The sequence below is a fragment of the Pacificimonas flava genome, from assembly GCF_000342165.1.
Taxonomy (GTDB): domain Bacteria; phylum Pseudomonadota; class Alphaproteobacteria; order Sphingomonadales; family Sphingomonadaceae; genus Pacificimonas; species Pacificimonas flava.
In genome coordinates this window covers 556,530-582,863 of record NZ_AMRV01000001.1, presented here as the reverse complement: position 1 = coordinate 582,863, position 26,334 = coordinate 556,530, and the positions used below count along the sequence as shown (strand labels likewise).

Annotated in this window: 26 protein-coding genes and 2 pseudogenes; 15 read left to right on the top strand and 13 right to left on the bottom strand. The window is 63.5% G+C overall.

Features of this window, described 5'->3' with window-relative positions; genetic code table 11:
* Positions 1–12: 12 nt before the first annotated feature.
* The 3 genes and pseudogenes from C725_RS15160 to bufA2 all read right to left on the bottom strand — a co-directional run bounded on the left by C725_RS15160 (position 13) and on the right by bufA2 (position 2,043).
* Positions 13–807, bottom strand: a complete 795-nt coding sequence (locus C725_RS15160; RefSeq protein ID WP_008599997.1) for an HvfC/BufC N-terminal domain-containing protein — start codon at positions 805–807, stop codon at positions 13–15.
* Positions 804–1,630 (bottom strand): annotated as a pseudogene (gene bufB / locus C725_RS02695) (MNIO family bufferin maturase). Before bufB ends, C725_RS15160 begins: the two are co-directional and overlap by 4 nt.
* Positions 1,631–1,749: 119 nt before the next feature.
* On the bottom strand, positions 1,750–2,043 hold the full coding sequence (gene bufA2, locus C725_RS02690; protein ID WP_008599994.1) for a BufA2 family periplasmic bufferin-type metallophore: 294 nt from the start codon (positions 2,041–2,043) through the stop codon (positions 1,750–1,752).
* A 189-nt stretch (positions 2,044–2,232) separates the two neighbouring features.
* On the opposite strand from bufA2, the gene C725_RS02685 reads away from it, so the two are divergent.
* The 8 genes and pseudogenes from C725_RS02685 to C725_RS02650 all read left to right on the top strand — a co-directional run bounded on the left by C725_RS02685 (position 2,233) and on the right by C725_RS02650 (position 8,593).
* Positions 2,233–2,517: a BufA1 family periplasmic bufferin-type metallophore gene (locus C725_RS02685; protein WP_008599993.1), complete on the top strand. Its 285-nt coding sequence runs from the start codon at positions 2,233–2,235 to the stop codon at positions 2,515–2,517.
* Between the two features lie 12 nt (positions 2,518–2,529).
* On the top strand, positions 2,530–3,012 hold the full coding sequence (locus tag C725_RS02680) for a DoxX family protein (protein ID WP_008599992.1): 483 nt from the start codon (positions 2,530–2,532) through the stop codon (positions 3,010–3,012).
* A 39-nt stretch (positions 3,013–3,051) separates the two neighbouring features.
* A pseudogene (locus tag C725_RS16920) lies at positions 3,052–3,582 on the top strand (sigma-70 family RNA polymerase sigma factor).
* The gene (locus C725_RS02670) at positions 3,583–4,224 is read left to right on the top strand and encodes a DUF1109 domain-containing protein (RefSeq protein WP_008599989.1); all 642 of its coding nucleotides are present in this window, start codon (positions 3,583–3,585) and stop codon (positions 4,222–4,224) included. It begins immediately after the preceding pseudogene.
* A gap of 43 nt (positions 4,225–4,267) precedes the next feature.
* The gene (locus C725_RS02665) at positions 4,268–4,714 is read left to right on the top strand and encodes a MarR family winged helix-turn-helix transcriptional regulator (RefSeq protein ID WP_008599988.1); all 447 of its coding nucleotides are present in this window, start codon (positions 4,268–4,270) and stop codon (positions 4,712–4,714) included.
* A 77-nt stretch (positions 4,715–4,791) separates the two neighbouring features.
* Positions 4,792–5,304 carry a (2Fe-2S)-binding protein gene (locus C725_RS02660; RefSeq protein ID WP_008599987.1) on the top strand — a complete coding sequence of 171 codons (513 nt, stop codon included), beginning with the start codon at positions 4,792–4,794 and terminating at the stop codon, positions 5,302–5,304.
* Positions 5,301–6,287, top strand: a complete 987-nt coding sequence (locus C725_RS02655; RefSeq protein ID WP_008599986.1) for an FAD binding domain-containing protein — start codon at positions 5,301–5,303, stop codon at positions 6,285–6,287. Before C725_RS02660 ends, C725_RS02655 begins: the two co-directional genes overlap by 4 nt.
* Positions 6,284–8,593: a xanthine dehydrogenase family protein molybdopterin-binding subunit gene (locus C725_RS02650; RefSeq protein ID WP_008599985.1), complete on the top strand. Its 2,310-nt coding sequence runs from the start codon at positions 6,284–6,286 to the stop codon at positions 8,591–8,593. The genes C725_RS02655 and C725_RS02650 overlap by 4 nt, the downstream gene beginning before the upstream one ends.
* 41 nt (positions 8,594–8,634) lie before the next feature.
* Here C725_RS02650 and C725_RS15155 read toward each other — a convergent pair whose 3' ends face one another.
* Positions 8,635–9,984 (bottom strand): methyl-accepting chemotaxis protein, encoded by a 1,350-nt coding sequence (locus C725_RS15155; protein WP_008599984.1) that lies wholly within the window; start codon positions 9,982–9,984, stop codon positions 8,635–8,637.
* A 79-nt stretch (positions 9,985–10,063) separates the two neighbouring features.
* Here C725_RS15155 and C725_RS02640 point away from each other — a divergent pair, with 79 nt between their 5' ends.
* The 5 genes from C725_RS02640 to sdhA all read left to right on the top strand — a co-directional run bounded on the left by C725_RS02640 (position 10,064) and on the right by sdhA (position 14,174).
* A complete protein-coding gene (locus C725_RS02640) occupies positions 10,064–11,068 on the top strand; it encodes a phosphotransferase (RefSeq protein WP_078056104.1) in 1,005 nt (334 codons plus the stop codon).
* A complete protein-coding gene (locus tag C725_RS02635) occupies positions 11,065–11,430 on the top strand; it encodes a DUF6285 domain-containing protein (RefSeq protein ID WP_008599982.1) in 366 nt (121 codons plus the stop codon). Before C725_RS02640 ends, C725_RS02635 begins: the two co-directional genes overlap by 4 nt.
* Before the next feature lie 152 nt (positions 11,431–11,582).
* Positions 11,583–11,975: a succinate dehydrogenase, cytochrome b556 subunit gene (gene sdhC / locus C725_RS02630; RefSeq protein ID WP_008599981.1), complete on the top strand. Its 393-nt coding sequence runs from the start codon at positions 11,583–11,585 to the stop codon at positions 11,973–11,975.
* Between the two features lie 14 nt (positions 11,976–11,989).
* Complete coding sequence (sdhD, locus tag C725_RS02625) at positions 11,990–12,373, top strand: succinate dehydrogenase, hydrophobic membrane anchor protein (RefSeq protein ID WP_008599980.1); 384 nt, start codon at positions 11,990–11,992, stop codon at positions 12,371–12,373.
* A gap of 10 nt (positions 12,374–12,383) precedes the next feature.
* Positions 12,384–14,174 carry a succinate dehydrogenase flavoprotein subunit gene (gene sdhA, locus C725_RS02620; protein WP_008599979.1) on the top strand — a complete coding sequence of 597 codons (1,791 nt, stop codon included), beginning with the start codon at positions 12,384–12,386 and terminating at the stop codon, positions 14,172–14,174.
* Positions 14,175–14,637: 463 nt separating this feature from the next.
* On the opposite strand, the gene gltA is transcribed toward sdhA, so the two are convergent.
* Both gltA and gltX read right to left on the bottom strand, forming a co-directional pair.
* Positions 14,638–15,924, bottom strand: coding sequence for a citrate synthase (gene gltA, locus C725_RS02615; RefSeq protein ID WP_008599978.1), 1,287 nt, complete (start codon positions 15,922–15,924; stop codon positions 14,638–14,640).
* A gap of 30 nt (positions 15,925–15,954) precedes the next feature.
* Positions 15,955–17,382 (bottom strand): glutamate--tRNA ligase, encoded by a 1,428-nt coding sequence (gene gltX, locus C725_RS02610; RefSeq protein ID WP_420804913.1) that lies wholly within the window; start codon positions 17,380–17,382, stop codon positions 15,955–15,957.
* Here gltX and C725_RS02605 point away from each other — a divergent pair.
* Positions 17,345–19,576 carry a ComEC/Rec2 family competence protein gene (locus C725_RS02605; RefSeq protein ID WP_078056103.1) on the top strand — a complete coding sequence of 744 codons (2,232 nt, stop codon included), beginning with the start codon at positions 17,345–17,347 and terminating at the stop codon, positions 19,574–19,576. The two genes, gltX and C725_RS02605, sit on opposite strands and share 38 nt — an antisense overlap.
* A gap of 64 nt (positions 19,577–19,640) precedes the next feature.
* Positions 19,641–20,036: a cupin domain-containing protein gene (locus tag C725_RS02600; protein WP_008599975.1), complete on the top strand. Its 396-nt coding sequence runs from the start codon at positions 19,641–19,643 to the stop codon at positions 20,034–20,036.
* A 64-nt stretch (positions 20,037–20,100) separates the two neighbouring features.
* On the opposite strand, the gene lexA is transcribed toward C725_RS02600, so the two are convergent.
* Genes lexA through C725_RS02565 form a run of 7 tightly spaced genes read right to left on the bottom strand, consistent with a single transcriptional unit; the run spans position 20,101 to position 26,298 of the window.
* Positions 20,101–20,757, bottom strand: a complete 657-nt coding sequence (gene lexA / locus C725_RS02595) for a transcriptional repressor LexA (RefSeq protein WP_008599974.1) — start codon at positions 20,755–20,757, stop codon at positions 20,101–20,103.
* Between the two features lie 50 nt (positions 20,758–20,807).
* The gene (locus C725_RS02590) at positions 20,808–21,992 is read right to left on the bottom strand and encodes a molybdopterin molybdotransferase MoeA (protein WP_008599973.1); all 1,185 of its coding nucleotides are present in this window, start codon (positions 21,990–21,992) and stop codon (positions 20,808–20,810) included.
* Complete coding sequence (moaC, locus tag C725_RS02585) at positions 21,986–22,462, bottom strand: cyclic pyranopterin monophosphate synthase MoaC (protein ID WP_008599972.1); 477 nt, start codon at positions 22,460–22,462, stop codon at positions 21,986–21,988. Before moaC ends, C725_RS02590 begins: the two co-directional genes overlap by 7 nt.
* An 8-nt stretch (positions 22,463–22,470) precedes the next feature.
* Positions 22,471–23,253, bottom strand: coding sequence for an indole-3-glycerol phosphate synthase TrpC (gene trpC / locus C725_RS02580; RefSeq protein WP_008599971.1), 783 nt, complete (start codon positions 23,251–23,253; stop codon positions 22,471–22,473).
* Complete coding sequence (gene trpD, locus C725_RS02575) at positions 23,250–24,230, bottom strand: anthranilate phosphoribosyltransferase (protein WP_008599970.1); 981 nt, start codon at positions 24,228–24,230, stop codon at positions 23,250–23,252. Before trpD ends, trpC begins: the two co-directional genes overlap by 4 nt.
* Positions 24,227–24,796, bottom strand: coding sequence for an anthranilate synthase component II (locus C725_RS02570; protein WP_008599969.1), 570 nt, complete (start codon positions 24,794–24,796; stop codon positions 24,227–24,229). Before C725_RS02570 ends, trpD begins: the two co-directional genes overlap by 4 nt.
* Complete coding sequence (locus C725_RS02565; RefSeq protein ID WP_008599968.1) at positions 24,793–26,298, bottom strand: anthranilate synthase component I; 1,506 nt, start codon at positions 26,296–26,298, stop codon at positions 24,793–24,795. The genes C725_RS02570 and C725_RS02565 overlap by 4 nt, the downstream gene beginning before the upstream one ends.
* Positions 26,299–26,334 lie beyond the last annotated feature (36 nt).

The window sequence follows — 26,334 nt, the reverse complement described above, 5'->3', positions numbered from 1 at the left end:
CAGCCGCGGACCCTATGGATCGAAAGGATTCGCTCCTGATGCCAAACGGTGCACCACTCCGGTTCTGATCCAGCCAAGGAGGATCCTACCGGCCTCTTGCGCGATCCGATCTTCCCGCACCTCACCAAGGAGGGAGGCGCAGGCCTCGCCGAATGATCCACCCCTCCGCATGAGGCGCAGCATCCGCCCCTCGGCCGACGATACGGATACGAAGACGGGTTGCTCAACCTCGCGCCAAACCAGGACATCGTGTTCGTCCACCACCTGCGGGGTGGACGCTTCGATCCGTTCCTGCTCCAGCGCTGTCCACAGCGCCTTCATATCGTGGCAAACCTTGCGAATCGCGAGGCGGGGCATGAAGGTGAGGCGGAGGTCATCCCAAGCTTCCGCACCGAACCTGTCGGTCGCCACAAGGAACCTGCCCGCATCCATGGGTTCGGCATCTGCGGCGGTAAAGGCGCGGTGCATCGCCCATTCCAGCCAGGCAAGGTCCGCTACGCGCGCATCCTTGGTGAAGAGGCCCGCACACGTCTCCGCGAACCCTTGGCCGACGAAGTCGATGCTCCAGCCTGTCGGCGGCTGAACAATGACGTGATGGATGGCCGCGCGTCGGAACGGTTCCGGGCCGACGAAGCGTTCCGTCCGCGCGAAGATGGATCGCAAGGCATCGATCAGCGCCGAACGGTAATTGCTCCGATAGACTGCGATGCCCGCGGTCTGGCGGCGCGTCCAGCGTTCCGGCATCGGCGTGTCGCCGTCCAAAAGGACGGACATGAACATCTGCTGCTGCTGAGCGAGGCTGGTCATCCCGCGGTGACTCCTCTGGCCGCAATCGCCCGCGCGCGATCCAGTTCGACAAGCAGATCTGCCAATGGGGGAATATCGTCATCGCGTTCGATCATCGTCGCGACAGGACCGATCTTCTCCGTCACCTGCGCATAGAGCGACCAAACGCCCTCGCATATTTCTCGGTCGTGCGTATCGATCAGCATTTCGCCCGGCGTATGGCCGGCCAGGTGGATTTGCCGAACGCGAGAGAGCGGCAATCCATACAGATAGTCCTGCGCATGAACCCGTGATTCTGTGCGCTGACGAAAATATTGTTGATGTCGAGAAGAAGATCGCAGCCCGTGCGGCGCGTCATTTCCGCCAGGAATTCCCATTCGGGCAGCTCGTCTTCGGGAAACGACATGTAGCTGGAGGGGTTTTCGAACAGCATTGTCCGTCCAAGCGCCTCCTGCGCGCGTTCGATGTTGCGACACACTGTATCGAGGGCTTCCCGCGTGAGCGGCAGCGGGAGCAGGTCGTGACTCGTGTGGGCCTGCGTTCGCGTCCAACACAGGTGATCGGAAATCCACAGCGGATCGATGCGGTGGGCCAGCTGCTTCAGTCGCGCCAGATAGGCGTTGTCCAGGCCGGTGGCCGAACCGACGGACATGGAAACACCGTGAAGGGCGACGGGATGGTCCCGGCGTACACGGCTAAGAATCTGAAGCGGCCGACCGCCCGCAACCATGTAGTTTTCCGAGATAACCTCCACGAAGTCGACCGGAACATGGCTTTGCAGGAAGTCGCTGTAATGCGCTCGCCGCAGGCCCAGACCGAACCCGGTGAACGCGGAGTTTGCGATGACGGAAATGACGCTGGCCTCCGATATGACAGGAATGCGGTCCGGCGGGGAAGGGAAATGGGGACGCCCTGCCGGACCGCGAATGCGCGGCCGAGCTTTTGACCAAGCCCGGAACGCGCTTAGCCGAGATCGCCGATCGTGCCCTCGCTATCGAGGCATTCGCCGGCCGCGAGGGCCTTGAATCCGTGGCCCGCACATTCGTTCTGGCCGCGGCATTCATGATTTGCGGTCGCGCAATCTGCCGTGCCCTTGCAACTGTTGATGCCATAGCAGTGGACAGTATCGGCTGCCGCAAGCGCGGCGCCGCGACTGCCGGCGGGGGGTTCGGCGGCGGAAGCGGCAAGAGCGCTTAACGCGAAACTGGCAGCCGCGGCTGCGGTTGTAACGCTCTTTCTGGTACGAATGCTCGTCATCTCATCAAATCCTTTGGCAATCGCATGCGAAGGTGCACACGGCCCTGCTGTTCGTTGCCGATGCGCGATCGGTTACAGGCAGCGAAAGGAATTCAGCGGTGTAACCTTCTCATGACTGGCGACGAATTGCGGAATGGTTCCGTCGGAAATGGCGGGCCGGTCAAAAGCCTTTCATGAGGAGATTTCGATATGAATACGTCCCTGATCGCCGGCGCTGCTGGCCTTGCCTTTGCCGCCATGACGGCCGGGGTGGTCGCAGACCCGGCATCCGCCCAGAAGCGTCCGGAAATGGAGAAATGCTACGGCGTCGCCAAGGCCGGTGAGAATGACTGTTCGGCCGGGCCAGGGACCAGCTGCGCTGGCACGTCGACCACGGACTATCAGGGCAATGCCTGGACGCTCGTGAAGAAGGGAAGCTGCGAGGAAATATCGACACCGAAGGGCAAGGGTTCGCTGACGCCGATCAAGCGGTAGGCGATCCTCGTCATGACACGAATGGTTCCCGTTCTCAGGAAAAAGGCGATCGATGCCAGCGACCGGCTCAAAGAGGTGCTGGCATCGCCTTTGCCCGAGGGATTGGCTCTTCTTCTCGTGCGCATTGCACTGGCGGGCATATTCTGGAGATCCGGCCGTACCAAAGTCGTCGAGGGCAGCGCTCTTTCGATAAGCGACAGCACATATTTCCTCTTCGAATATGAATATGCTGGCGTTCCGGTGCCGCCGGACCTGGCGGCGCGTCTCGCGACTTATGCGGAGCATGCGTTTCCGCTGCTCCTGGTCATTGGCCTGGCGACACGTCTGTCGGCCTTCGCGTTACTTTGCATGACGCTCGTCATACAGGTGTTCGTCTATCCGGAGGCTTGGTGGTCCACGCACATCCTGTGGGTTGCGCTCGCCGCGATCCTGATCAGTCGAGGATCGGGCGTCATTTCCGTCGACGCCGTACTGCGCCGGCGCGGCGGAAATTGACGTGCTGGAGCAATGGCGGAAGCGTGTGGGGAAACGGGCATGATCGCGGACGAAGCGACGCTGGCGCGACTGATGCTCGCGGCCCGAAAGGGCGACAAGGCGGCCTACCGCACCCTTCTGGTCGAAGTGCAGCATTGGCTGGAGCGCTATTTTCGCGGCCGCATCGCCCCCTCCCAGGTCGACGATCTGGTGCAGGATGTGCTTTTGGCCGTGCATGCGAAGCGTGCCAGCTGGGATACCGGCAGGCCGTTCCTCCCCTGGCTCGCGGCAATCGCCCGCTACCGCTGGGTCGATCTCTTGCGCAAAACCTACCGCGCCGGATAGGAGGAGCTGGGAGACCATGACGCGCCTGGCGATAGCTCGGAGGACGTCATTCTTGCGCGCATGAGTCTGGAACGTCTGTTCGTTCATCTGCCGGAAAAACAGGCGGAGGCCATCGAACTCGTCAGAATTTCCGGCCTGTCCGTTGCCGAGGCCTCACGCCGAACGGGACAAAGTCAAAGTCTCGTGAAAGTGAATATCCACCGTGGCCTCAGAAAATTGTCCGCGCTCGTAGAGAAGGCTGAATAGATGAAGCGAGAGGCGAACTCTCTGATCGATGACCTTGCCGAAAATCTGGTTCCCGTGCGTCCGGTGCAACCCGCGCGCGGCATGGCAATCGTCGCATCGGCGGCGGCTGCAACGATGGTGCTCGTGGCAATGTTCATGGGCTTTCGCAGCGACCTGTTCGCAGGGTCGATGTCGGCATTCTTTTTCATCACCAATGGTATGATCGGCCTGTTCGGCATAGCGGCAACGCTGACCGTGGTGCGGATGGCCAATCCGCGCGTCGGGGGCGGGAATATCGGTGTGGCCTGGGCCGCCGGGATGTTGTTCGTTCTTCCGGCAAGCCTTCTTGCGGTTTACGGGCCGACGGCCATGCTGGGCCGGGTCGGCAGCGACCCACACGGCATCGACTGTTTCCTGGTGTCCGCCTGCGCTGGATCGTTGACCTTCGCGGCCCTGGTGTTCTGGTTGCGGCGCGGCGCACCGGTGTCGCTGCGATCCGCAGGACAGTGGACCGGCGCTGCCGCGGGCGCGGTCGGCAGCTTTGCTTACGGATTGGCGTGCCCGTTCGACAGCATTGCTCACCTCGGCGTCTGGCACCTTGCTCCCCTTCTGCTGCTTGCCGTTATCGGCCGGTTCGCCGTACCGCCGCTCATTCGCTGGTGACGGCGGATGGGGCGGATGCTGGAGCTTTGACCGCAGACGTGCTTTGTTCGGCCGCATGGACGAACCAACACAGCAGCAGATTGAAGAGCTAACCAGCGCGTTCGAACGCTTCGCCCGCCGTTTCAAGGTCGCCGAGGCGGCGGCAGCAGCGGACAACGCCTTGAATGCGCTGGATGCGCAAACGCTGCTGTTCGTTCAGGCGAATGCCGGGTGTGGGCTGGGGGATGTCGCACGGTATCTGAACGTCGCGACCACCACCATGTCCTCGGCCGTCGACAGGCTGGTGCGCAAGGCGATGATCGAACGTCGGCGGCCCGAAGGCAATCGGCGTGCCGTTGCCCTCACCATCACCGAGAAGGGAAGGTATGTCGCGGAGGAGCAAAAGGCGGGATATCGCAACGCCTGCCTCGCCATGTTGCGGTTGCTGGAACCTTCGGAGCGAGCGGAAATGATCCGATTGACGGAGAAGATCGCAGATTCCGAATCTTGAACAATACGAAATTCGTATTAATATCGCTGTGACCGCCGGCGCTATGTCTCTGTGCCGGCCTGTCGGGAGAGACGGCGATGAGGATTACGGTCAATGGAACCGATTACCCGGTTCCCGACGATGTGCGAGTGTCGCTGCTCGATATGCTGCGAGAGAGAAGCGGCCTCACCGGCAGCAAGCTCGGCTGTAATCAGGGCGCTTGTGGGGCATGCACGGTTCTTCTCGACGGCGAACGGGTCCTCTCATGCCTGACCCTTGCGGTTCAGGCCGCCGGTCGGGAGGTGCGGACGATCGAGGGAGTGGCGGCAGCGGAGGGTGAGCTTCATCCGTTGCAGCAGGCTTTCATCGATCATGACGGTTTTCAATGCGGCTACTGCACCCCAGGACAGATTTGCTCCGCGCTCGGTATGCTCGAAGAGTTCCGGCGGGGCGATCCAAGCCATGTGACCGCGGACCTTGCCGGCGGACAGGCGCGATTTTCGCATGAGGAAATTCGGGAACGCATGAGCGGCAATCTGTGCCGCTGCGGAGCGCATAACGGCATCGTCGCCGCCATCTTGCAATTCGCGGATGCAGGAGCCGGGGAATGACGCCTTTTTCCTATCGCGTGGCAACAAGCACGACGGAGGCGCTGGCGGCCGCGCCGGACAGCTCCGAACGATTTCTCGGCGGCGGCACGAACCTCGTCGATCTGCTTCGCCAGAATGTCGAACAGGCGGACGCGCTGGTCGACGTGTCCAGGCTGCCGGCCAGTATCGATGAGACGGAGGATGGCGGCTTGTGGGTGGGAGCGGCCGTTCGCAATACCGCACTCGCAGCCGATCCGCGCATTGGCGCGCGCTATCCAATGCTTTCTCGCGCCCTTTTGTCCGGCGCCTCCGCACAGATCCGCAACATGGCGACGGTCGGCGGGAACCTGCTCCAGCGCACCCGCTGCGCCTACTTCTATGACGTGCCAGGCGCACGCTGTAACAAGCGGGTTTCGGGGGCCGGCTGCGATGCGATCGGTGGGTTTACCCGCTACCACGCCATTCTCGGCGCGTCCGAACAGTGCGCGGCCACACACCCTTCGGACATGTGCGTCGCGCTGATGGCTCTCGATACCGTCGTTCACTTGGATGACGGCAATGAAAAGCGCAGGCTTCCGCTCTCTGAATTTTACCGATTGCCGGGGAACACGCCGCATTTCGAAACGGAGCTGCGAACAGGCGAGCTGGTGACCGGCATCCAGATTCCGTCTTGTCGCGCCGCCGTGAACTCGACCTACCGAAAGGTGCGTGACCGTTCGAGCTATGCCTTTGCGCTGGTATCGGTCGCGGCCGCGATGCGCGTCGAAAACGGGGTGATTGCGGATATTCGCCTCGCGCTGGGCGGTGTGGCGCCGAGGCCCTGGCGCGCTGCCAAGGCAGAGGCGGCCTTGGCGGGACGTGCGCCCAGCCAGGAAGCATTCCGCAACGCGGCAGATGCGGAACTGGCGGACGCGCGGGCGCTCGGCGGCAACGCGTTCAAAATCCCCCTGGCGCGCAGCACTATAGCCGCCGTTCTCGGCGAACTTGCGGGCGATGCCGCATGAGCAAGTTGCAGAATGCGATCGTAGGCGGCGTGCGCCGCGTCCTGGGACAAGTGCCTGCCGGATGGCTGCCGGGTGGTACGCCTGATCCGCTCATCCAGCGCCGGGTCAGCCTTGGCACGCAGCAGCCGCGGATCGACGGACCGGACAAGGTGCGAGGCGGAGCCCGCTTTGCCGCAGAAGTGCCCATGGACGGCCTTCTTTATACGGCGCTGGTTCACGCGACGATTGCGAGGGGCCGCATTGCCGAACTTGACACAGGCGCTGCGGAGGCCGCGCCGGGCGTGGCGCTGGTGATGACGCATCGCAACGCCCCGAAACTTGCCGTGCCGCCGCCGATCGGGATGACCAGCATGAAGGCGGCGGGCAACAATATCCTGCCGATCATGCAGGACCCCGAAATTCGCTGGAACGGTCAGACCGTCGCGCTGATCCTGGCGGAATCGCAGGAGGAGGCGGATCATGCCGCTACGCTCGTGCAGGTGCGCTACGAAACCGAGCGGGCGCGGACCCGGTTCGAGGAGGCGAAGGCGGATGCGCGCACGCCGGACTCGATCCTGATCGAGAAGAACCGCCTTCTGAAGGGGAATGCGGAGGCCGCGCTCACAGCGGCGGCGCACCGCACGGATGCCGTCTATCGGACACCCTGGTACAACCACAATCCGATCGAACCCCATGCCGCGACGGTCCTGTGGAAGGACGGCCGGCTCATCGTCCATGACGCAACGCAGATGTTGAACGGGACGGCCGGATCGCTGGCGAAGGTCTTCGGCCTGAAGGACGATCAGGTTCACGTCAGTTCGCCGTTCGTCGGCGGCGGATTTGGCGGCAAGGCGCTGTGGGATCATCAGATCCTCGCCGCCGCAGCTGCGAAGCTGGCGAAGCGGCCTGTGCGGATCGTTCTGCGCCGGTCGAGCATGTATCGGCTGATCGGCGGCCGGGCAGAGACAGAGCAGCGCGTTGCATTGGCGGCCGATGCGAGGGGCAAGCTGACAGCGCTGCTGCATCACGGCTACTCGGTAAAACCCCTGCACAGCGTCTGCGACGAGCAATACGGTCTGACGGGACGCTCGCTATACGCCTGCGAAAGCTTTGATATCGTGCAGCATCATCTCGACCTGGATGTCGTGGCCAACACGTTTATGCGCGGTCCGGGTGAGGCGGTGGGGACGTTCGCAATCGAGAGCGCCATCGACGAGCTTGCCCATGATATCGGCATGGATCCGGTAGCGCTGCGCCTGCGAAACCTACCCGATCGCGATCCGGTCAGCGGCGCGCCGCATTCGCAGAGCGACCCGGCCAAGGCATGGCAGATGGGTGCCGACCAATTCGGCTGGAATCGCTGGGAACGACGCTCCACACGCCGCGAAGGCGAATGGCGCCTCGGGCTGGGCTGCGCCACCGGCACCTTTCCCTATGCCCGCATGCCCGGCATGTCGGTAAGGATCACGGTGGACGACGAAGGGCGGGCGACGGTCGCGAGTGCGGCCCACGAAATGGGCATGGGCACGGCAACGGTCCAGCGCCAGCACGCGGCGGATCGGCTGGGCCTGCCGCTGGAGCGGGTCGACGTTCGCATAGGCGACACGAGTCTGCCCTTTGCCACGATGGCGGGCGGGTCTTCGCAGACTGCCTCTTTGGGCGCGGCCATTACCGCGGCAAGCAGCAAGCTGGCGGGCGAACTCGTTCGCCTGGCGGGTAACGATACGCCGCTCGCGGGTCTTCGCGCGAATGATCTGGAATTCGCTGAAGGCGGCTTGCGCTGCGTTGGCGATCCGTCTCGTCAGGAAAGCTTCGCCTCGATCCTTCGCCGGGCGGGGCGCAGGCAAATCAGCGTCGAGGGCGAAAGCAGCGCGCCGCTCGAGATGCTCAAATTCGCCATGCATAGTACCTCTGCGATTTTCTGCGAGCTTCGGGTAAGCGAGGCGACCGGTGAAGTTCGCGTGACGCGGCTTGTCGGCGCCTTCGATTGCGGCCGAATTCTCAACCCCAAGACGGCGGCAAGTCAGTTTCGCGGCGGCATGATCATGGGCCTCGGCATGGCATTGACGGAGGAGACTTTGCTCGATCCCCGTAATGGCCGTATCATGAGCGCGTCGCTGACGGACTATCACGTGCCGGTCCACCTCGACCTTCCCGAAATCGACGTGCTTTGGACGGATATACCCGATCCCCGGGCCCCTATGGGAGCGCGGGGCATCGGGGAAATCGGCATTACCGGCGTCGCCGCTGCCGTCGCGAACGCGGTCTTCAACGCGACGGGAAAACGGGTACGCGATCTGCCGATCACACTCGACAAGTTGCTTTAGCCGAAGCGGTTACGAGCTCCTGCCAAACCCTTGACGCCGTTTCAGGCTGCAAAGGAACGGAGGAACGTGGCGGCACTTTGCTGCAGTCCGGCGATGCGTTCGTCGACTTCGCTGGATGAGGTCGCGGCGCCGCTGAGGTCCTTTGCCATGGTTTCGGTCGTCAGGCGGATGCTTGCGATCGCCTCCGACATGCTGTCGGCGCTGATCGCCGTTTCGTCGACGGAGCCCGTGATCATGGTGACCGTCGCGGATTGACGGTCCATCGCCTCACGGATGCGTTCAGCGGAGCCGCGAACGCCGTCCACGGTTTCCAGGATGGAGCGGTTCGCCGCCACCGCCTTTGCCGAAGAGTTCTGAATGTCCGCGATCTTGCGGGCGATGTCGTCTGTTGCACGCGCGGTCTGGCCGGCAAGGCTTTTGACTTCGGAGGCGACCACGGCGAACCCCCGGCCGCTTTCTCCGGCTCTTGCGGCCTCGATGGTCGCATTCAGCGCAAGAAGGTTCGTCTGCCCCGCAATGTTGCGGATCAGGCTGACAATCGATTCGACGGCACGGGTATGCTCCGCCAGGATCGAAGCGAGGTCGACTGCATCGTTCGCTTGTGCCGTCGCGCGATCGACCACGTCGGAGGCGTTGTCTACAGCCGAACGTGTTTCCTCGATGGCGCGAATGAGTCCGGTCGACGTTTCCGCAGCCTCGCGCATGGCCATCGCCGACTGTTCGGCGGCGGTCGCGACCTCGGCGGCGCGGGCGAGCAGATTCTGCGTAACAGTTTCGGCATTCGCAGACTGTTCCCGCGCGGCCCGGCTTTTGGCCGAGGCGAGCTCGACCGCCGCTGCGATATCGTCCTGAAAGCGTCGTCCCTGCGATTGCAATTGCGCGGTTGCGAGTTCCGCAATCCGGCGCTGGATCGACGTCATGAACAGTTCGACCTCCAGCGCGAAGATGCGGCGCAGATGGACGAACAGATGCTGCGTCTGCCGAGCGTCGGTGATCTCTTCTCTTAATATCTCGATGGCCTCGGCGTGCGACTGATTCAGTGCGCCGATGGCGGCAAAGGGGGAGCGGCCGCCGCGATGCACCCGCGCGCCAGCTTCCAGCACGGAGATCATCCATTCCCGATCGATGGGCGGTGTGAAGCGGCGCATCGAATAGTTGGTCGCGAAGTCGATCTGCCGGTCCCACTGCGCCTGCGTGATCTCGATACCGTCGATGTCTGCAAAGACGGACCAGTAGGTTTCGGCCAGACGCCGGGAGTGTCGCTGCAGGATCGGCGCGAAGATATCAATCGCCGCGACCGTGTCCTCGTCGATGGCAAAGGCCTTCAGGCGTTTTTCTACGGACAGTCCGTCAAAGTCGAGCGGGCGCTCATGCGCGGTGCCAATTTTCATTTGCTGTTACGACCTTCCCCAAGACTGCCTTTCCTGACGGGTGCCAGCTTGCACTCGCCGCGTTAAAAAACACTCAACTATGAGCGAACCCGATTCCGAGACTGTCCGCGCCCGATTGTCTGCGTTGTTGTCGGCGTCGTGTGGGGCCGATATCGGTGTGCACGCGATGACGCCGCTATCCGGGGGAGCGGCATCAATGAGCTACGCGCTGAAGGCGACACGCGGCGGTGAAGACTATCCGATGGTGTTGCAGCAGTCCTTTGCGGAAGAGGGCGCGCGTTCCATGAGCAGGGCTGTGCAGGCCGCCGTTCAGACACGGGCCGGACGGGGCGGGGTGCCGGTTCCCGATATCCTTCTGGTGCTGACCCCACAGGACGGCCTCGGCGACGGCTTCGTCATGGCGTTCGTCGAAGGCGAGACGCTTGCGCCCCGCTATTTACGGCAGCAGGAATATGCTGGCGCGCGGGCGGCAATGACCGACCAGACCGCGACCGCTCTTGCACGCTTGCACAGCATCGATACGCAGGAATTTGCGGGTCTCGGGCTTCAGACCCTGGACGGCCCGGCTCAGTTGCAGGCCCTCATGGACTCGTATGACGCGCTCCGGGGCGCAGTGCCCGTCTTCGAGTTGGCCTTTGCCCATCTGAAGAGGCGCCTTTCCACCTGTTCACGGCCCGCTTTGGTGCATGGCGATTTCCGTTCCGGCAATTTTATCATCGGCGGGGAGGGACTCCGTTCGGTTCTGGATTGGGAACTGGCGCATTTCGGTGATCCGTTGCTCGATATCGGATGGCTGTGCACGAACACCTGGCGCTTCGGGAATTGGCGAAAGCCGGTCGGTGGTTTCGGGGAGCGGGAGGCGTTCTACCGCGCCTATGAGCGCGCGGGCGGAGAGCCTGTGGATCCGGACGCAGCGGCGGCGTTCGAGATGCTGGGGTCGCTGCGCTGGGGCATCATGTGCATGCAGATGGCGGCAGGCTATCGCAGCGGAGAGACCGTCTCCGTCGAGCGTGCCGCGATCGGCCGAAGGGTGTCGGAGGCCGAGGCGGACATCGTCTACATGTTGCGGGAAGGACGCCTATGATGAACGGCGGGATCGGTATCGCCGACTTGGCGGAGGCCGTCGCCGGCTTCATCGAAGAGGTTTCCGGCGGGCTCGACGGGCGGCAGGCATTTCATGCGCGCGTGGCCTGCAACGCCCTGGCGATCATCGCGCGGGAGGCGCGTCAGGATCCGTTGCCGGACGAGACGGCCTTTTATGCGCGCGAGACCGGCGAGATCGCGGCGGAGGCGTGCCGCGCCTATTGCGCTGCGATCCGCCGCGGCGAGGTCGTCGCGGTGGATCCCGGCATGCTTGCGCAGATGAGCGACTTCGTTGCGGCGCGCCTCGCCGTCGACAATCCCAAATTCTCGACGCTTGCCCGCCTGCGGGCACTGCCGCGCTAGATTTGATCGAGGCGGGACCGGACAAGGCGCTGCGGCCCATGTGGGCTGGAGGACTCCCGTGCCGACGGGACCAACGACGGATTGATGGTTGCAGGCGGCGCGCTGAGGCGTAATTAGACGCCCAGATACATCAAGTAACCAAAGGGTAGTCTATGGCGACGCGTCCGCAGGTCCGTCCGCTCTCTCCGCATCTCAGCATCTGGCGCTGGCGCGTGCATGCGATCACCTCGATCACGCACCGCATTACCGGTAACGGGATGGCGATCGTCGGGGGAGCGCTTTTCACCTGGTGGCTGGTGGCAGCTGCGAGCGGTCCCGATGCCTATATGACGTTTCTGGCGGTCGCGCGCGGGCCCATCGGTGTGATCGTCGGGATCGGGCTGACCTGGGCGATCTTCCAGCATGCGGCCTCCGGCGTCCGTCACCTCGGCATGGATACCGGGGCTGGATTGAGCATAGAACGGTCCAAGCTGTCGGCGACGCTGACGTGGATCTTTTCCATTCCTGCGACGGCGGCCTTCTGGCTGTTCGTCCTCCTGCGTTAAGGGGAGCGCACGCTATGTTCGTCAAGCGAGGAACGCCGCTGGGTCAGGTCCGCGGGCTGGGTTCCGCCAAGGAAGGCGCGCATCACTGGTGGATGCAGCGACTGACGGCTGTCGGAAATCTGTTGCTGTTCACATGGTTCCTGGCGTCGATCCTGACACTGCCGGTGCTTGATCATTTCACCATGATCGAGTGGCTGCGTCAGCCCTTCGTCGCGGTGCCGATGGTGCTCTTGACGCTCAACGTCTTCTGGCACCTGCGCCTTGGCATGCAGGTCATGATCGAGGATTATGCAGCCGGCGGCACGCGCGTCACACTCCTCCTCCTGTCGACCGCTTTCGCGATCATCTGCGCGGCTCTTTCGGTCTTCTCAATTCTCACCATCGCCTTCGGGGCCTGAAAGCATATTCATGAGCGACGCTTACGAGATCATCGATCATACCTATGATGCCGTGGTTGTCGGCGCGGGCGGTTCCGGCCTGCGCGCAACCATGGGGATCGCGGAAACCGGGCTGAAGACGGCCTGCATTACGAAGGTGTTTCCAACGCGTTCGCACACGGTTGCCGCGCAGGGCGGGATCGCCGCCTCCCTCGGCAATATGGGACCGGACCATTGGACTTGGCACATGTTCGATACCGTGAAGGGATCGGACTGGCTGGGCGATCAGGATGCCATCGAATATCTGTGCCGCGAGGCGCCGGCCGCGGTCTACGAGCTGGAACATTTCGGCGTGCCGTTCAGCCGCACGCCCGAGGGCAAGATCTACCAGCGCGCCTTTGGCGGCATGACCCAGAACATGGGTGAGGGGCCGGCTGCACAGCGCACCTGCGCCGCCGCCGACCGGACGGGTCACGCGATGCTGCATGCGCTTTATCAGCAGTCGCTGCGGTTCGACGCCGACTTCTTCATCGAATTCTTTGCCCTCGACCTGATCATGGATGAAGATGGTGCGTGCCGCGGTGTCATCGCCATGGAGATGGAAACGGGCAAGATTCACCGCTTTCGCGCGCACAACACCGTACTGGCGACCGGCGGCTATGGCCGCGCATATTTCTCCGCCACGTCGGCGCACACCTGCACGGGCGATGGCGGCGGCATGGTGCTGCGTGCCGGCCTGCCGATGCAGGATATGGAATTCGTGCAGTTCCACCCCACGGGTATCTATGGTGCAGGTGTCCTGATCACCGAGGGTGCGCGCGGCGAGGGCGGGTATCTGACGAATTCCGAGGGCGAGCGTTTCATGGAGCGCTACGCCCCGAGCGCAAAGGATCTTGCGAGCCGCGATGTGGTCTCGCGCTCGATGGCGATGGAAATGCGCGAAGGGCGCGGCGTCGGCAAGGAGGGGGATCATATCTTCCTTCACCTCGATCATATCGAACCGGACATCCTGCACGAGCGGCTGCCCGGTATTTCCGAAACGGCGAAGATCTTCGCCGGCGTCGACGTGACGAAGGCGCCGATCCCGGTGACCCCCACCGTCCACTACAACATGGGCGGCATTCCGACGAACTATCATGGCGAGGTCGTGACCAAGCGCGATGGAGATCCGGACGCGATCGTTCCCGGCCTCTTCGCCGTGGGAGAGGCAGGCTGCGTCAGCGTGCACGGTGCCAACCGGCTCGGGTCGAACAGCCTGATCGATCTTGTCGTGTTCGGGCGCGGTGCGGCGCACCGGATCCAGGAGATCACGAAGCCCGGCACGAAGCATGGCGATATCGACAAGAGCGCGGACGAGAAGGCGCTGACCCGGCTGGACCGGTTCCGGAACGCCAGCGGCGGCTCGCCGACGGCAGAGGTTCGCACCGCGATGCAGAAGACGATGCAGAACAATTGCGCCGTATTCCGGACCAGCGAAATTCTCGACGAGGGCAAGCAGAAGATCGACGCCGTCTATCAACGCATGGCGGATCTCAACGTAACGGATCGCGGCCTGATCTGGAACACCGACCTGATCGAGACGCTGGAACTCGACAATATGATCGGGCAGGCGGTGATGACCATGGCAATGGCCTCGAACCGCACCGAGAGCCGCGGCGCCCATATGCATGAGGATTATCCAGATCGGAACGACGACGACTGGATGGTGCATTCGCTCGGCTGGTTCCGTGACGGGCAGGTCGAACTCGATACCCGTCCCGTGCACAGCTATACGCTGTCCGACGCGATCGACTACATCAAGCCGAAGAAGCGGGTTTACTGAGCCGAAACGCCCGCCGCAGGCTCTGGGAATTTAGGGCAGCGTACCCATCGGGCGCGCTGCCCTTTTCATAGGTGGCGGGTTCGCGCGCTGAGTGGAGCGGCAAGGCTTTGAGGGAGCGATTTCCGCGTAATCCTTGGGGTGCGCCAACGACTTTAACCTCGCTGCCCGGGGGCAGGTGCGCCTGGCACACTCTCCATGGATGGCATGGCGGCAGGGCTTTCGGGCTCGTTCCGAATGAAAGCGGCGGGACCCGTCGCGCAACTCCCAGCGAAACTTCTTGGCGTTGTCTGAGCCGGTCATATGCCCGCTCAAAGCGCTGCAGCCCTGTTCGCGGTGAGTGGCTGCGGGACGTTTGACATCTAGAGAGAGGCGTTCCACTTGGAGCGCGCCCCAATCCGGATCCTTTCGATGCCTCGCAGCGCGTTGCCGCCCCGCCGCATATCGGCGGAGCGGCACGCTCACATTAGCGCTTGTCCAGCGGGACGTACTGGCGCTCTGTCGGTCCGGTGTAGAGTTGGCGCGGGCGGCCGATGCGCTGGGCCGGATCCTCGATCATCTCGTTCCACTGGCTGACCCAGCCCACCGTGCGGGCGAGGGCGAACAGCGCGGTAAACATGCTGGTCGGGAAGCCGATGGCGCTGAGAATGATGCCGGAATAGAAATCGACATTCGGGAACAGCTTCTTCTCGATGAAATAGTCATCGTTCAGCGCCATTTCCTCAAGCTGCAGCGCCACATCGAAGACCGGGTCGTCGACGCCCAGCGAGTCGAGAACCTCACGCACGGTCTTGCGCATGACGGTCGCGCGCGGATCGTAGTTCTTGTAGACGCGGTGCCCGAAGCCCATCAGGCGGAACGGGTCGTCCTTGTCCTTGGCGCGCTTGATGTATTCCGGAATGCGGCTGGGATGGCCGATTTCCTTCAGCATGTTCAGCGCGGCTTCGTTCGCGCCGCCATGCGCCGGCCCCCACAGGCACGCGATGCCCGCTGCGATACAGGCGAACGGATTGGCCCCCGAGGATCCCGCCAGGCGTACGGTCGAGGTCGATGCGTTCTGCTCATGATCGGCGTGCAGGATGAAAATCCGGTCCAGCGCACGCTCGACGACGGGGTTCACCTCATATTCTTCCGCCGGCACGCCGAAGGTCATGCGCAGGAAGTTGCCGGTGTAGCTGAGGGAATTGTCCGGATAGAGGAACGGCTGTCCGATCGCATATTTATAGGCCATCGCGGCGATCGTGGGCATCTTCGCAATCAGCCGGTGGGAGGCGATCTTTCGCTGCTCGGGATCGTTGATGTCGGTCGAGTCGTGATAAAAGGCGCTGAGCGCGCCGACGACGCCGCACATGATCGCCATGGGATGCGCATCGCGGCGGAAGCCGTTGTACAGCGTTTTAAGCTGCTCGTGCACCATCGTATGAAGTGTGATCGTGCGCGTGAAATCGTCGAACTCGTCCGGTGTCGGCAGTTCGCCGCGAAGCATCAGATAGGCGACTTCCATGAAATTCGAGTCTTCGGAGAGTTGCTCGATATTGTAGCCGCGGTGGAGGAGAATGCCTTTCTCGCCATCGATAAAGGTCAGCTTGGATTCGCAGGAGGCGGTGGACGTGAAGCCCGGATCATAGGTGAAGCGACCGGAGTCCGCATAGAACTTGCGGATATCGACGACCTCGGGACCGACCGAACCCTCCAATACCGGATATTCCAGATTCTCGCCGCCTACCGAAAGTTTCGCCGCATTGTCGGTCATTCGATTTTCCTCTCGCTCTGGCCGCTCCGTTCAGGCGGGCAGCCTGTCGTTGATCCTTGCGAGGCTTTCCTCGCGGCCGAGCAGTTCGAGCATTTCGAACACGCCCGGCGATACTGTGCGTCCCGTGAGCGCGGCCCGCAGAGGCTGCGCCACCTTTCCGAGCCCAACGCCCTCGCGTTCGGCAAGCTCCTTTAGCCGGGCGCCGAGCGCCGTGGCCTCCCACTCCGACGCCTCCGTCAAGACCGCATGAGCCTTGCCGATCAGGTCGCCGCCATCCTTCTCTAGCAGTGCCGAGGCCTTTTCGTCCATGGCGAGCGGGCGTGTGCGAAACAGGAACATCGCGCCGTCGGCCAACTCGTTGATCGTCTTGGCTCTTGGCTTCAATTCCGGGATTGTGCGCAGCAGCAATTCCCGCTCCCCGGCCGTCAGGCTGCGCCCCAGCTCGGTCTCCACCATCGGCACCGCGACCCCGGCGAGCCGGCTGTCGTCCGCGGCGCGAATATAGTGGCCGTTCAGGTTCTCCAGCTTCTTCATGTCGAAACGGGCGGGATTGCGGCCGATTCCTTTGAGGCTGAACAGATCCGTTGCGCGCGTCCGGTCCAGAATATCCTCATCGCCATGACCCCAGCCGAGCCGCAGCAGATAATTCTCCAGCGCCTCTGGCAGGAAACCCATGTCCCGGTAGGCCTCGACGCCAAGGGCACCGTGCCGCTTCGATAGTTTCGCGCCGTCCTGACCGTGGATGAGCGGAATGTGCGCCCATGTCGGCAGCGCCCAGTCCATCGCCTCGATGATGACCTTCTGCCGAAACGCGTTGTTCAAATGATCGTCGCCGCGAATGACATGCGTAACCCCCATATCGTGATCGTCGACGACGACCGCCAGCATGTATGTCGGGGTGCCGTCGGAACGCAGCAGGATGAAATCGTCGAGTTCCTGGTTCGGCACCGTCACTCGGCCCTGAACGGCATCGTCGATGGTCGTCTCGCCCGACCGGGGCGCCTTGATCCGCACTGTGAAGGGCGCACCTGCGGGAGCTTCCGAAGGGTCGCGGTCGCGCCAACGGCCATCGTAGCGGATGGGCCGCTTTTCGGCGCGAGCCTGCTCCCGCATCTCCGCCAGTTCCTCTGCACTTGCATAGCAGCGATATGCGGCGCCGCTTTCCAGAAGGGCCTGCGCAACCTCGGCATGCCGCTGGGCGCGGGCGGACTGATAAACCTCGTCCCCGTCCCAATCGAGGCCGAGCCAGCGCATACCGGATAGAATGGCGTCGATCGCCTCCTCGGTGGAGCGCTTTTGGTCCGTGTCCTCGATGCGCAGCGTGAATGCGCCGCCGTTCGCCTTGGCGAAAAGATAATTGAACAGGGCCGTGCGCGCGCCGCCGATATGCAGGAAGCCAGTGGGCGAGGGCGCAAAACGCGTGACGACGGCGGGGCTGGCGGCGCTTGCAACCATGATGATTCCTCAGCAAGAATTCGCGCGGGGAGAACGGCGCCGCACGAGGGGGAACAGGGAAATTTCGGGTCTCAGTAGCAGCAGGGCGCGGGGCGTCCAACCCATCTCCCTGTTCCGGGCGTGCGCCGACGCCCTTGCCGCTGGTGCCGACGCGCTGGAGGAGCGGCTGGAGCGAGAACGGCATCAGCTTCCGCTGTTTATTCCGGTTTTCCTCGGCATCGGCATCGCGATGTGGTTTTCGCTGCCCGACCTGACCAGTTGGATCGCTGCCATGCTGACGGGCCTGGCCGCTGCGATGGGCGGGGTTGCGATTGGCGGCCGCACGGGTCGATGTCTGACCGTCGGCGGCCTGTTGGTGGCGGCGGGCGTGCTTCTGGCCTGGGTCCATGCTCAGGGTGCCGCCACCCCCGTTCTGAAGGAAGAGCGATTCGGTATCCCGCTTCGCGCCGAAATCGTCACCGTCGAGGATCTGCAGGCACGCGGACGGACGCGCGTGCTGCTGGCCCCGCGAAGCCAGCTTCCGGCGGACATGCGGGTGCGCATCAGCCTGCGCGGCGAGCTTCCGCCGGGCGCCGGTCCGGGTGCTCTTATTGCCATCAGGGCCACAGTCTCCCCGCCGCCGGGTCCGTCCGTTCCCGGCGGGTATCACTTTGCGCGCCGGGCGTGGTTCGAGGGCATAGGCGCCACCGGATATGCGCTTGGCGCGCCCGAGATATTGCGCCCCGCACAGGCACCGCGCGGGTTTCGGGCTCGGCTCGACGCTCTTCGTACTGCGATCACCCGCTATTTACAGCAGAGTGTGAGCGGCCGCGCGGGCGGTGTTGCTGCGGCACTCGTGACCGGCGACCGCGGCGGTATCGCGCCCGAAGTGACGGAATCGATGCGCGACAGCGGCCTTGCGCACCTGATTGCGATCTCCGGCCTTCATATCGCCGTGGTGGTGGGCGGCATATTCTGGATCGTACGCCGCCTGCTGACGCTGTGGCCGTGGTTTGCGCTGCACTATGACGCGCGTCTGGCCGCTTCCTTGGCGGGTGCGGCGGCCGGCGTCGCTTATACCTTGGTCGCGGGGGCAAGCGTCCCAACGGTGCGTGCCTGCATCGCGGTCCTCATCGTTTTGTTCGGACTGGCCGTCGGGCGGGAGGCCCTCTCCCTTCGGCTCGTGGCCGTGGGGGCGACGCTGATCCTGCTCTGGCGTCCCGACTTTCTGCTCAGTCCCAGTTTTCAGCTCAGCTTCGCGGCTGTGACGGGGATCGTCGCCCTTTACCAATCCCGCCCCGGGCGACGCTGGAGTGAGGCGAGACGGCAGGGCGGGCCGCTCGGCCGCGCGGGAAGAGGGGTTGCGGCACTCTTTCTGACCGGCATCGTCGCCGAGCTGACCCTCGGCGGCATCGCCCTTTACCATTTCAATCAGATGGGATTCTACGGTGCCGCCGCGAACCTGCTTGCGATTCCACTGACCAGCTTCGTCATCATTCCGCTCCTGATCCTGGCTTTGCTCTGTGCGCCGCTCGGTTTGGCTGGGCCGGCCCTTGCGGGACTGGGTCTTTCCATCGAAGCTCTTATCGTTATCGCCGAGCGAACGGCTGCACTTCCGGGGGCCGTGGCATTGATGCCTGGTATGCCGGATGCCGCGTTCGCCCTGATCGTTCTGGGCGGATTGTGGCTATGCCTGTGGCAAACCGGCTGGCGCTGGTTCGGCCTTGTCGGACCACTCATAGCTGCCGCGCTTATTCTAACCGCGCCCCGCCCGGATATTTTCGTGGCTCCGGACGGAAGCCATCTCGCCATTGTGACTGATGACCGCATCTACATGCTGCGCCCCCGCGCTGGAGATTATATCACCGAGATGTGGTCGAGCGCGGCAGGTGCGAGGATGGCCGACCCGCTCGATACCATGCCGGGCGCCGATTGCACGGCCGATGCCTGTACGGTGGCGCTTCGGGCTGAAGGACGGGTGTGGAGGATTCTTGCCACTCGCAGCCGAAATCTCATTGAGATGGATGTGATGCGCCCCCTCTGCAGCGCGAGTGACATCGTCGTCAGCGACAGGTATCTGCCCAATTGGTGCCGCGGTCGCTGGTTGACGCTCGATGCCAGAACGCTGTCCACGACCGGCGCTGTTGCTGTCGATCTGGATCATGCCCGTCTGCGCTCGCGAGCAGGAGCGGATGGCGAGCATCCGTGGGCCTTGTAAGCAGGCGCGCCCGCGCGCGATTCCTTCTCTTGTGATAAGCTCTGGCCCAATCGAGGAGGACAATATGGCTAAGAGGCTTGAGGAATATCCGGTCCATCTGGGGCGGGCAGGACGCGCCGAGGTGCAGCCTGCCTTTCTCGGCGGCATGGCGTGGTACGACGCCTATGAAGCAAGATATCGAGAGGAGTGGCACGACGCCCGGTTGGTCAGCATGTTCCGCTTTTCAGAACCGTGGGACAGTTGGGAGATGCATCCGGCCGGTGATGAACTGATCGTCTGCCTGTCGGGTCGGATGACCCTGCATCAGCAGCATGAAAACGGCGAAACCGCGTGTATTGCCCTGCAGGCGGGGGAATATGCCATAAATCCACCGGGCACCTGGCACACGGCGGATATTGACGATACCGTCACGGCCCTCTTCATAACGGGGGGCGCGGGAACCGAGCATCGCCCGCGCTAAATTTTTCAAACTGCCGGAAAGACGACGAAGACGGTTCGCCGTGCCACTAAGCTGTAGAGTTTCGTCAGTAGCGGCGCAGTAGGCCGACGAGACGTCCCTGAATCCGCACCCGGCGGGCGGCATAATTCTGCGGTTCGTAATTCTTATTGGCGGGATCGAGGCGGATCATGTCGCCATGCTTGCGCAGATATTTCAGGGTTGCGTCCTGTCCGTCCACCAGCGCCACAACGATGTCACCGGACTCTGCAGTATCGCAGCGAGCGATGAGTGCGTAATCGCCATCGAAAATACCCGCTTCGATCATCGAATCGCCGGAAACCTCCAGGGCGTAATGATCGCCGCGTCCCAGAAGCGAGGTCGGCAACGTGAGCGTCTCGGTGGTCTCCATCGCCTCAATCGGCTGACCTGCCGCGATCCGGCCATGCAGCGGAATATCCACGATATCCGGTTCGCTGTCATTGGCGGCGGGGCGGGGCGGGGTCTTCGGCACAAGACGGGTTATTTCGGGTTCCGGAGTCTTCAGAACTTCGAGTGCACGCGCCCGATTGGGCAGGCGGCGAACGAACCCTCGTTCTTCCAGCGCGCTGACCAATCGGTGGACCCCGCTCTTCGACTTCAGTTCCAGGGCGTCCTTCATTTCCTCGAATGAGGGAGATACGCCGCCGGCCTTCAGCCGCTCATCGATAAAAAGAAGAAGCTGCTTCTGCTTGGCCGTCAACATAACCGGTCCCTGCGCAAGTAAGAACGAATAGGGAACGAGTAGGGGGCATATCAGGCACTGTCAAGCGGAATGAAGTGGACCGTGTCTCCAGCTTCGGCCGCGTGCGCGTGCGGTTCCCGCACGATGAGCGCGTTCGCCTGGGTCAGCGCGCGCAGCTGCGAACTGTCCTGCATCGATAAGGGCGCGATCCGGTCGTCGCTTTGAACCGCGCGCATGTGATCCCGGCGCCCTCCGTTTGGCGGCAGCGGGACCGTCAGCCGCGCTGTTCGAAGGTGATCGCGGGGTTCGGCGCCGCTCAGCCGAAGAACCAAGGGAACCGCGAACAGGCGCGTGCATATGAATGCGGACACCGGGTTGCCGGGCAAGCCGATAAAATGGGCGCTTCCAAGCCGTCCATGAATGAGGGGTTTGCCGGGGCGGATTGCAATCCGCCAGAAATCGATCTCGGCGCCTGCCGCCGCCAGAGCGTCCTTTACGAGGTCATGGTCCCCGACGGAGGCACCGCCGATCGTGATCACCAAATCGTGGCCCGCAGCTTTGGAAATCGCGGTTGCAATGGCGGTCCTGTCGTCGGGAACGATGCCGAAATCGTCGACCGTCGCTCCGGCGCGGCGAAGCTGCTCGGCGATCATGACGCCGCTGGAACCGACGATTTGTCCCGGTCCCGCAGGCGTGCCGGGCGGGACGAGTTCGTCGCCAGTCGCGATGATGGCTATGCGGGGCGGTCTATGCGTCGCCAGGTGGGCAGCCCCAGCGGCTGCGGCCAGAGCAAGCGCGGGCGGCGTCAGGCGCGTACCCACTTCGAGAAGGGTAGCGCCCGCGTTGAAATCGTTCCCGCGCGGACGAATATGAGCGCCGATTGCGGGCGGCCCGTCCCCATGAAGTTCGACGGCACCGCCCGCGCCCGTTTCCATGTCCTCCTGAATGATGACCGTATCCGCCGCCTCAGGCACCGGCGCGCCGGTAAAGATACGCACGGTCTCGCCCGCTTTGAGAGTGCCTCGAAAAGGTTTGCCGGCCGCGCTTTCCCCGATCTGCCGCCACGGGCCGGGGAGATCGGACCAGCGAACGGCGTATCCGTCCATGGCGGACGCGCGGAAGGGGGGCTGATCGAAGGCCGCCAAGATCGGCTCCGCAAGCGTTCGCCCGCCGGCGTTGGCAAGAGATGTTCGCTCCGCCGGAAGCGGCTGGGCCGCGCCGAGAATGCGCGAGAGGGCGTCCTCGTAGCTTAACATTCGTCAGGCGCGCGCCAGGGGCCGGACTTGCCTCCCGTCTTTGAAAGCAGTCGCAAGCCGTCGATCCGCATCGCCTTGTCGACGGCCTTGGCCATGTCGTAGATCGTCAGCAGCGCGGTCGTGACGGCGGTCATCGCCTCCATCTCGACGCCCGTTCCGAATGTCGTTGCGGCAGAGGCTTCGACGCGGACACCGTCGTCCGTCATCGAAAAGTCCACGGTCACGCTCGTCAGCGGCAGCGGATGACAGAGCGGGATCAGTTCGGATGTTTTCTTCGCGGCCATGATCCCCGCGATCCGGGCGGCGGCCAACACGTCGCCCTTCGGCACCTCGCCAGCGGCAATGGCAGTGCGCGCGCCCGCACTCATGCGAATGAAGCCTTCGCAGACAGCCTGCCGCTTCGTCGCGGATTTGGCCGAAATGTCGACCATGCGCGCCTTGCCGCTATCATCGAGATGAGTAAGGGCCATGGCGGCGGCTATCCGATCAGGGCCTTGGTTGCCGCGCCGACATCCTCCTGGCGCATGATGGTCTCTCCGATCAGGAACGCGCTGGCACCGGCTGCCTTCAAACGGTCCAGATCGCTGCGCGACGAGAGTCCGCTCTCGGCGACGACCATGCGATCGCCAGGAACCTGCCTCGCCAGGCGTTCCGTCGTCTCCAGCTTCACCTCCAGCGTCTTCAGGTCACGGTTGTTAATACCGATCAGCGGCGTCTTCAGTTTCAGCGCCTCCTCAAGCTCCGCTTCGTCATGCACTTCCACCAGAACGTCCATGCCGTGATCGCGGGCCATCATCTCCAGATCGCGCGCTTCGTAGCTGTTCAGGGCTGCCATGATCAAAAGCACGGCGTCCGCACCAAGCGCGCGAGATTCCGTTATCTGATAGGCGTCTACCAGAAAATCCTTACGCAGAATAGGAAGATGCATGGATTGGCGCGCGATCTGCAGATTCTCGTCGGCACCTTGAAACCATTTGTCCTCGGTCAGCACCGACAGGCAGGCCGCTCCGCCATTGACATAGGCTCGGGCAATCTTCGGAACGTCGAAATCCTGGCGGATCAGGCCCTTGGAGGGAGACGCTTTCTTGATCTCTCCAATCAGGGCGTGGCGGCCATGAACAGCCATCAACGCCGCCCGAAACCCGCGCGGCGCCTGCTGGCCGGCAGCCTTCGCCTCCAATATGGGCAGCGGCATCTTGCGCTTCTTCGTTTCCAGCTGTGAGCGCTTGTAGGCGACGATTTCGGACAGGGTGTCGCTCAACGAAATTTCCTCCATTCGGTCAATTTGCGGCTCGCATCTCCGCTGTCGATCGTCTTCTCGGCTAGAGCCGCACCTTCGCGCAGATCCGCAGCCCGCCCGGCTATCATCAGAGCGGCGGCCGTATTCAGAACCACAATATCCCGGTAGCCGCCAGCTTCTCCGTCCAGAAGGCGTACAAGCGCTGCGGCATTTTCCTCTGGCGTGCCGCCTTGGATAGCGGCCAGTTCATGTCGTTTCAGCCCAGCCTTTTCCGGCGCGATGCGGTATTCGCCTTCATGAGGACCGCCCACTTCGCAGGCGACGGTTTCCTTCGTCACCGTCAACTCGTCGAGACCGTCCAGCCCGTGGACGACCATCGCCCGCTGCGTACCAAGGTCATGAAGCGCGGCCGCGAGTGGCGGCACCCAATCGGGAGCGAAGACTCCGACGAGCTGCCGCTTCACGCCGGCGGGATTGGAGAGAGGCCCAAGGACGTTGAAAATCGTCCGCCGCTTCAGCGCGCGGCGCACCGGGGCCACGCGCGCCATGACCGGGTGATGCCGCGCGGCGAAGAGAAATCCGATGCCGATTTCGCGGATCGACGCCTCGACCCGTGCCGGCGGCATGTCGAGGTCGAGGTCGAGACAGGACAGCACGTCCGCCGCACCAGAACGCGAGGAGGCGGCGCGGTTTCCGTGCTTCGCCACGGTGGCGCCCGCTGCGGCGGCCACGATCGCCACTGCGGTGGAAATGTTGCGTGTGTGCTGTCCGTCACCGCCCGTGCCGCAGACATCGATCGCGTCTGCGGGCGCGTCGACCGCAATCATTTGCGCGCGGAGAGCGGAGGCGGCGCCGACGATTTCCGCTACCGTTTCTCCGCGATCGGCGAGACCGGAAAGGAACTGCGCGATTTCGGAATCCTCCACGCGCCCAGACAGGATCCGCGCGAAGACCGCCTCGGGGTCGCCAAGGGGTTCAGAGGGATCGGGTAGCCTCATTTCCTGGCAAGGTTCAGGAAATTCTCGAGAAGCGCATGGCCGTGCTCCGTGGCAATACTTTCCGGATGGAACTGCACGCCGTGGAGCAATCCGTCCTGATGGCGCACGCCCTGCACGACACCGTCGGCGCTCCAGGCGTTCTCGACCAGCGGCGATGTCACCCCGACGCCGATCAGGGAATGATAGCGTGTTGCGGTAAACGGGGAGGGGAGGGCGGAGAACACGCCGGTCCCATCGTGCGTTACGGGCGACGTCTTGCCGTGCATCACCGTCGGTGCCCTGACGACGCGTCCGCCGAAATGCTGGATAATTGCCTGATGGCCCAGGCAAACACCGAGAACCGGAATACGCGCTTCCAGCGCCAGCGGGAGAATATCCAGCGTGATGCCTGCCTCGTTGGGAGAGCAGGGACCGGGGGAGATCAGAATGGCCTGGGGTCGCCGGCCGATCGCGTCTTCCGCCGAAAGCGCGTCGTTGCGGACAACTTCGGTCTCGGCCTGCAATTGCTGCAGATAATGCACCAGATTGTAGGTGAAGCTGTCGTAGTTATCGATGACGAGGATCATTGACCGAAATCCGCTTCGCCGGCGCGTCGCAGAGCCTCCCGCGCGGCTGCGACCAGTGCGCCCGCCTTGGCTTCGCATTCGCGCTGCTCGTAAGCCGCTTCACTGTCCGCGACGATACCAGCACCCGCCTGTACGTGCATCTGGCCATCCTTCACGACGGCTGTACGGAGCACGATGCAGCTATCCATGTCGCCCGCAGGCGAGAAGTAGCCGACCCCGCCGGCATAGGCGCCGCGCCGTTCGGGCTCCAGTTCGGAAATGATCTGCATGGCCCGAACCTTTGGCGCGCCCGAAACGGTGCCGGCCGGAAAGCCCGCCATCAGGGCATCAATGGCGTCATGGCCCGCCGCAAGTCGCCCGCGAACATTGGAGACGATGTGCATGACGTGACTATAGAATTCCACACACTCCCTGTCCGTGACCTCGACGCTGCCGGGTGCCGCCACGCGTCCCACATCGTTCCGGCCGAGATCGAGCAGCATCAGATGCTCCGATCGCTCCTTCGGATCCGCGAGCAAACCGTCCCGGTTGCGCGCATCCTCATCGGCATCGGCGCCGCGCGGGCGCGTACCGGCGATCGGGCGGATGGTGACCGCATCGCCGCGCACCCGCACGAGGATTTCCGGGCTGGAACCGATAAGCGCGAAATCCGGCAGATCGAGCATGTAGAGAAACGGCGAGGGATTGATCCGGCGTAAGGCCCGGTAGAGGGCGAGCGGCGGCAGCGGGAAATCCATGCTGAATCGCTGCGCCAGCACCACCTGAAAGATATCACCCGCCAGAATATAGTCCTTCGCCCGTGCGACCATGTCGGCATAGTCCTGCGGGGCGACGGCCGGACGCAGCGAACCATCGGGAAGCGTTCCGCGGAAGGGTTCGTCCAGGAGAGGGCCAGCCAGACGGGCCTCGGCTTCTTCAATCCGATCCTGCGCCGCGCGGTAGGCGAGGGCGGCATCGTCTCCATTGGGATAAACCGGGGCTGCCAGAAACAGACTGTCGCTGAGCCGGTCGAAGACGAGGATCAAGGCCGGTCTGACGAGGTAGAAATCCGGGAGCCCGAGACCCTCCCCTTCGGCCGCGCCGACCGGCTCCACCAGCCCCGCGCTTTCATAGCCGAGATATCCGACGAGGGTGCTGAACACCGGAGGCAATTCCGCGGGAACCTCCATTCGGCACGCGGCAACCAGTTCGCGAAGCACGTCCAGCGGCAATCCCTCAACCGGTTCGAACGCTCGCTTGTCGCTGCGGAAATTGCGATTGATCTCGCTGGCGCGGCCAGACGCGCGAAACGCCAGATCGGGGTCGAAGCCGAGCATGGTGTAGCGTCCGCGTACTTCGCCACCCTCTACCGATTCCAGAAGGAAAGCGCCGGATTTCTCGCGGCCGAGTTTGATCATGGCGGAAACCGGCGTGTCGGTGTCCGCCACGGCCCGCTTCCAGACCAGTTGCGGCCGCCCCGCCCTGTAGGTGCGGCCGAAGACCTCGGCGTCCGGTTGAATCACGCCGCGCCGACCAAGCCGATCCTGTCGAAGCCGGCC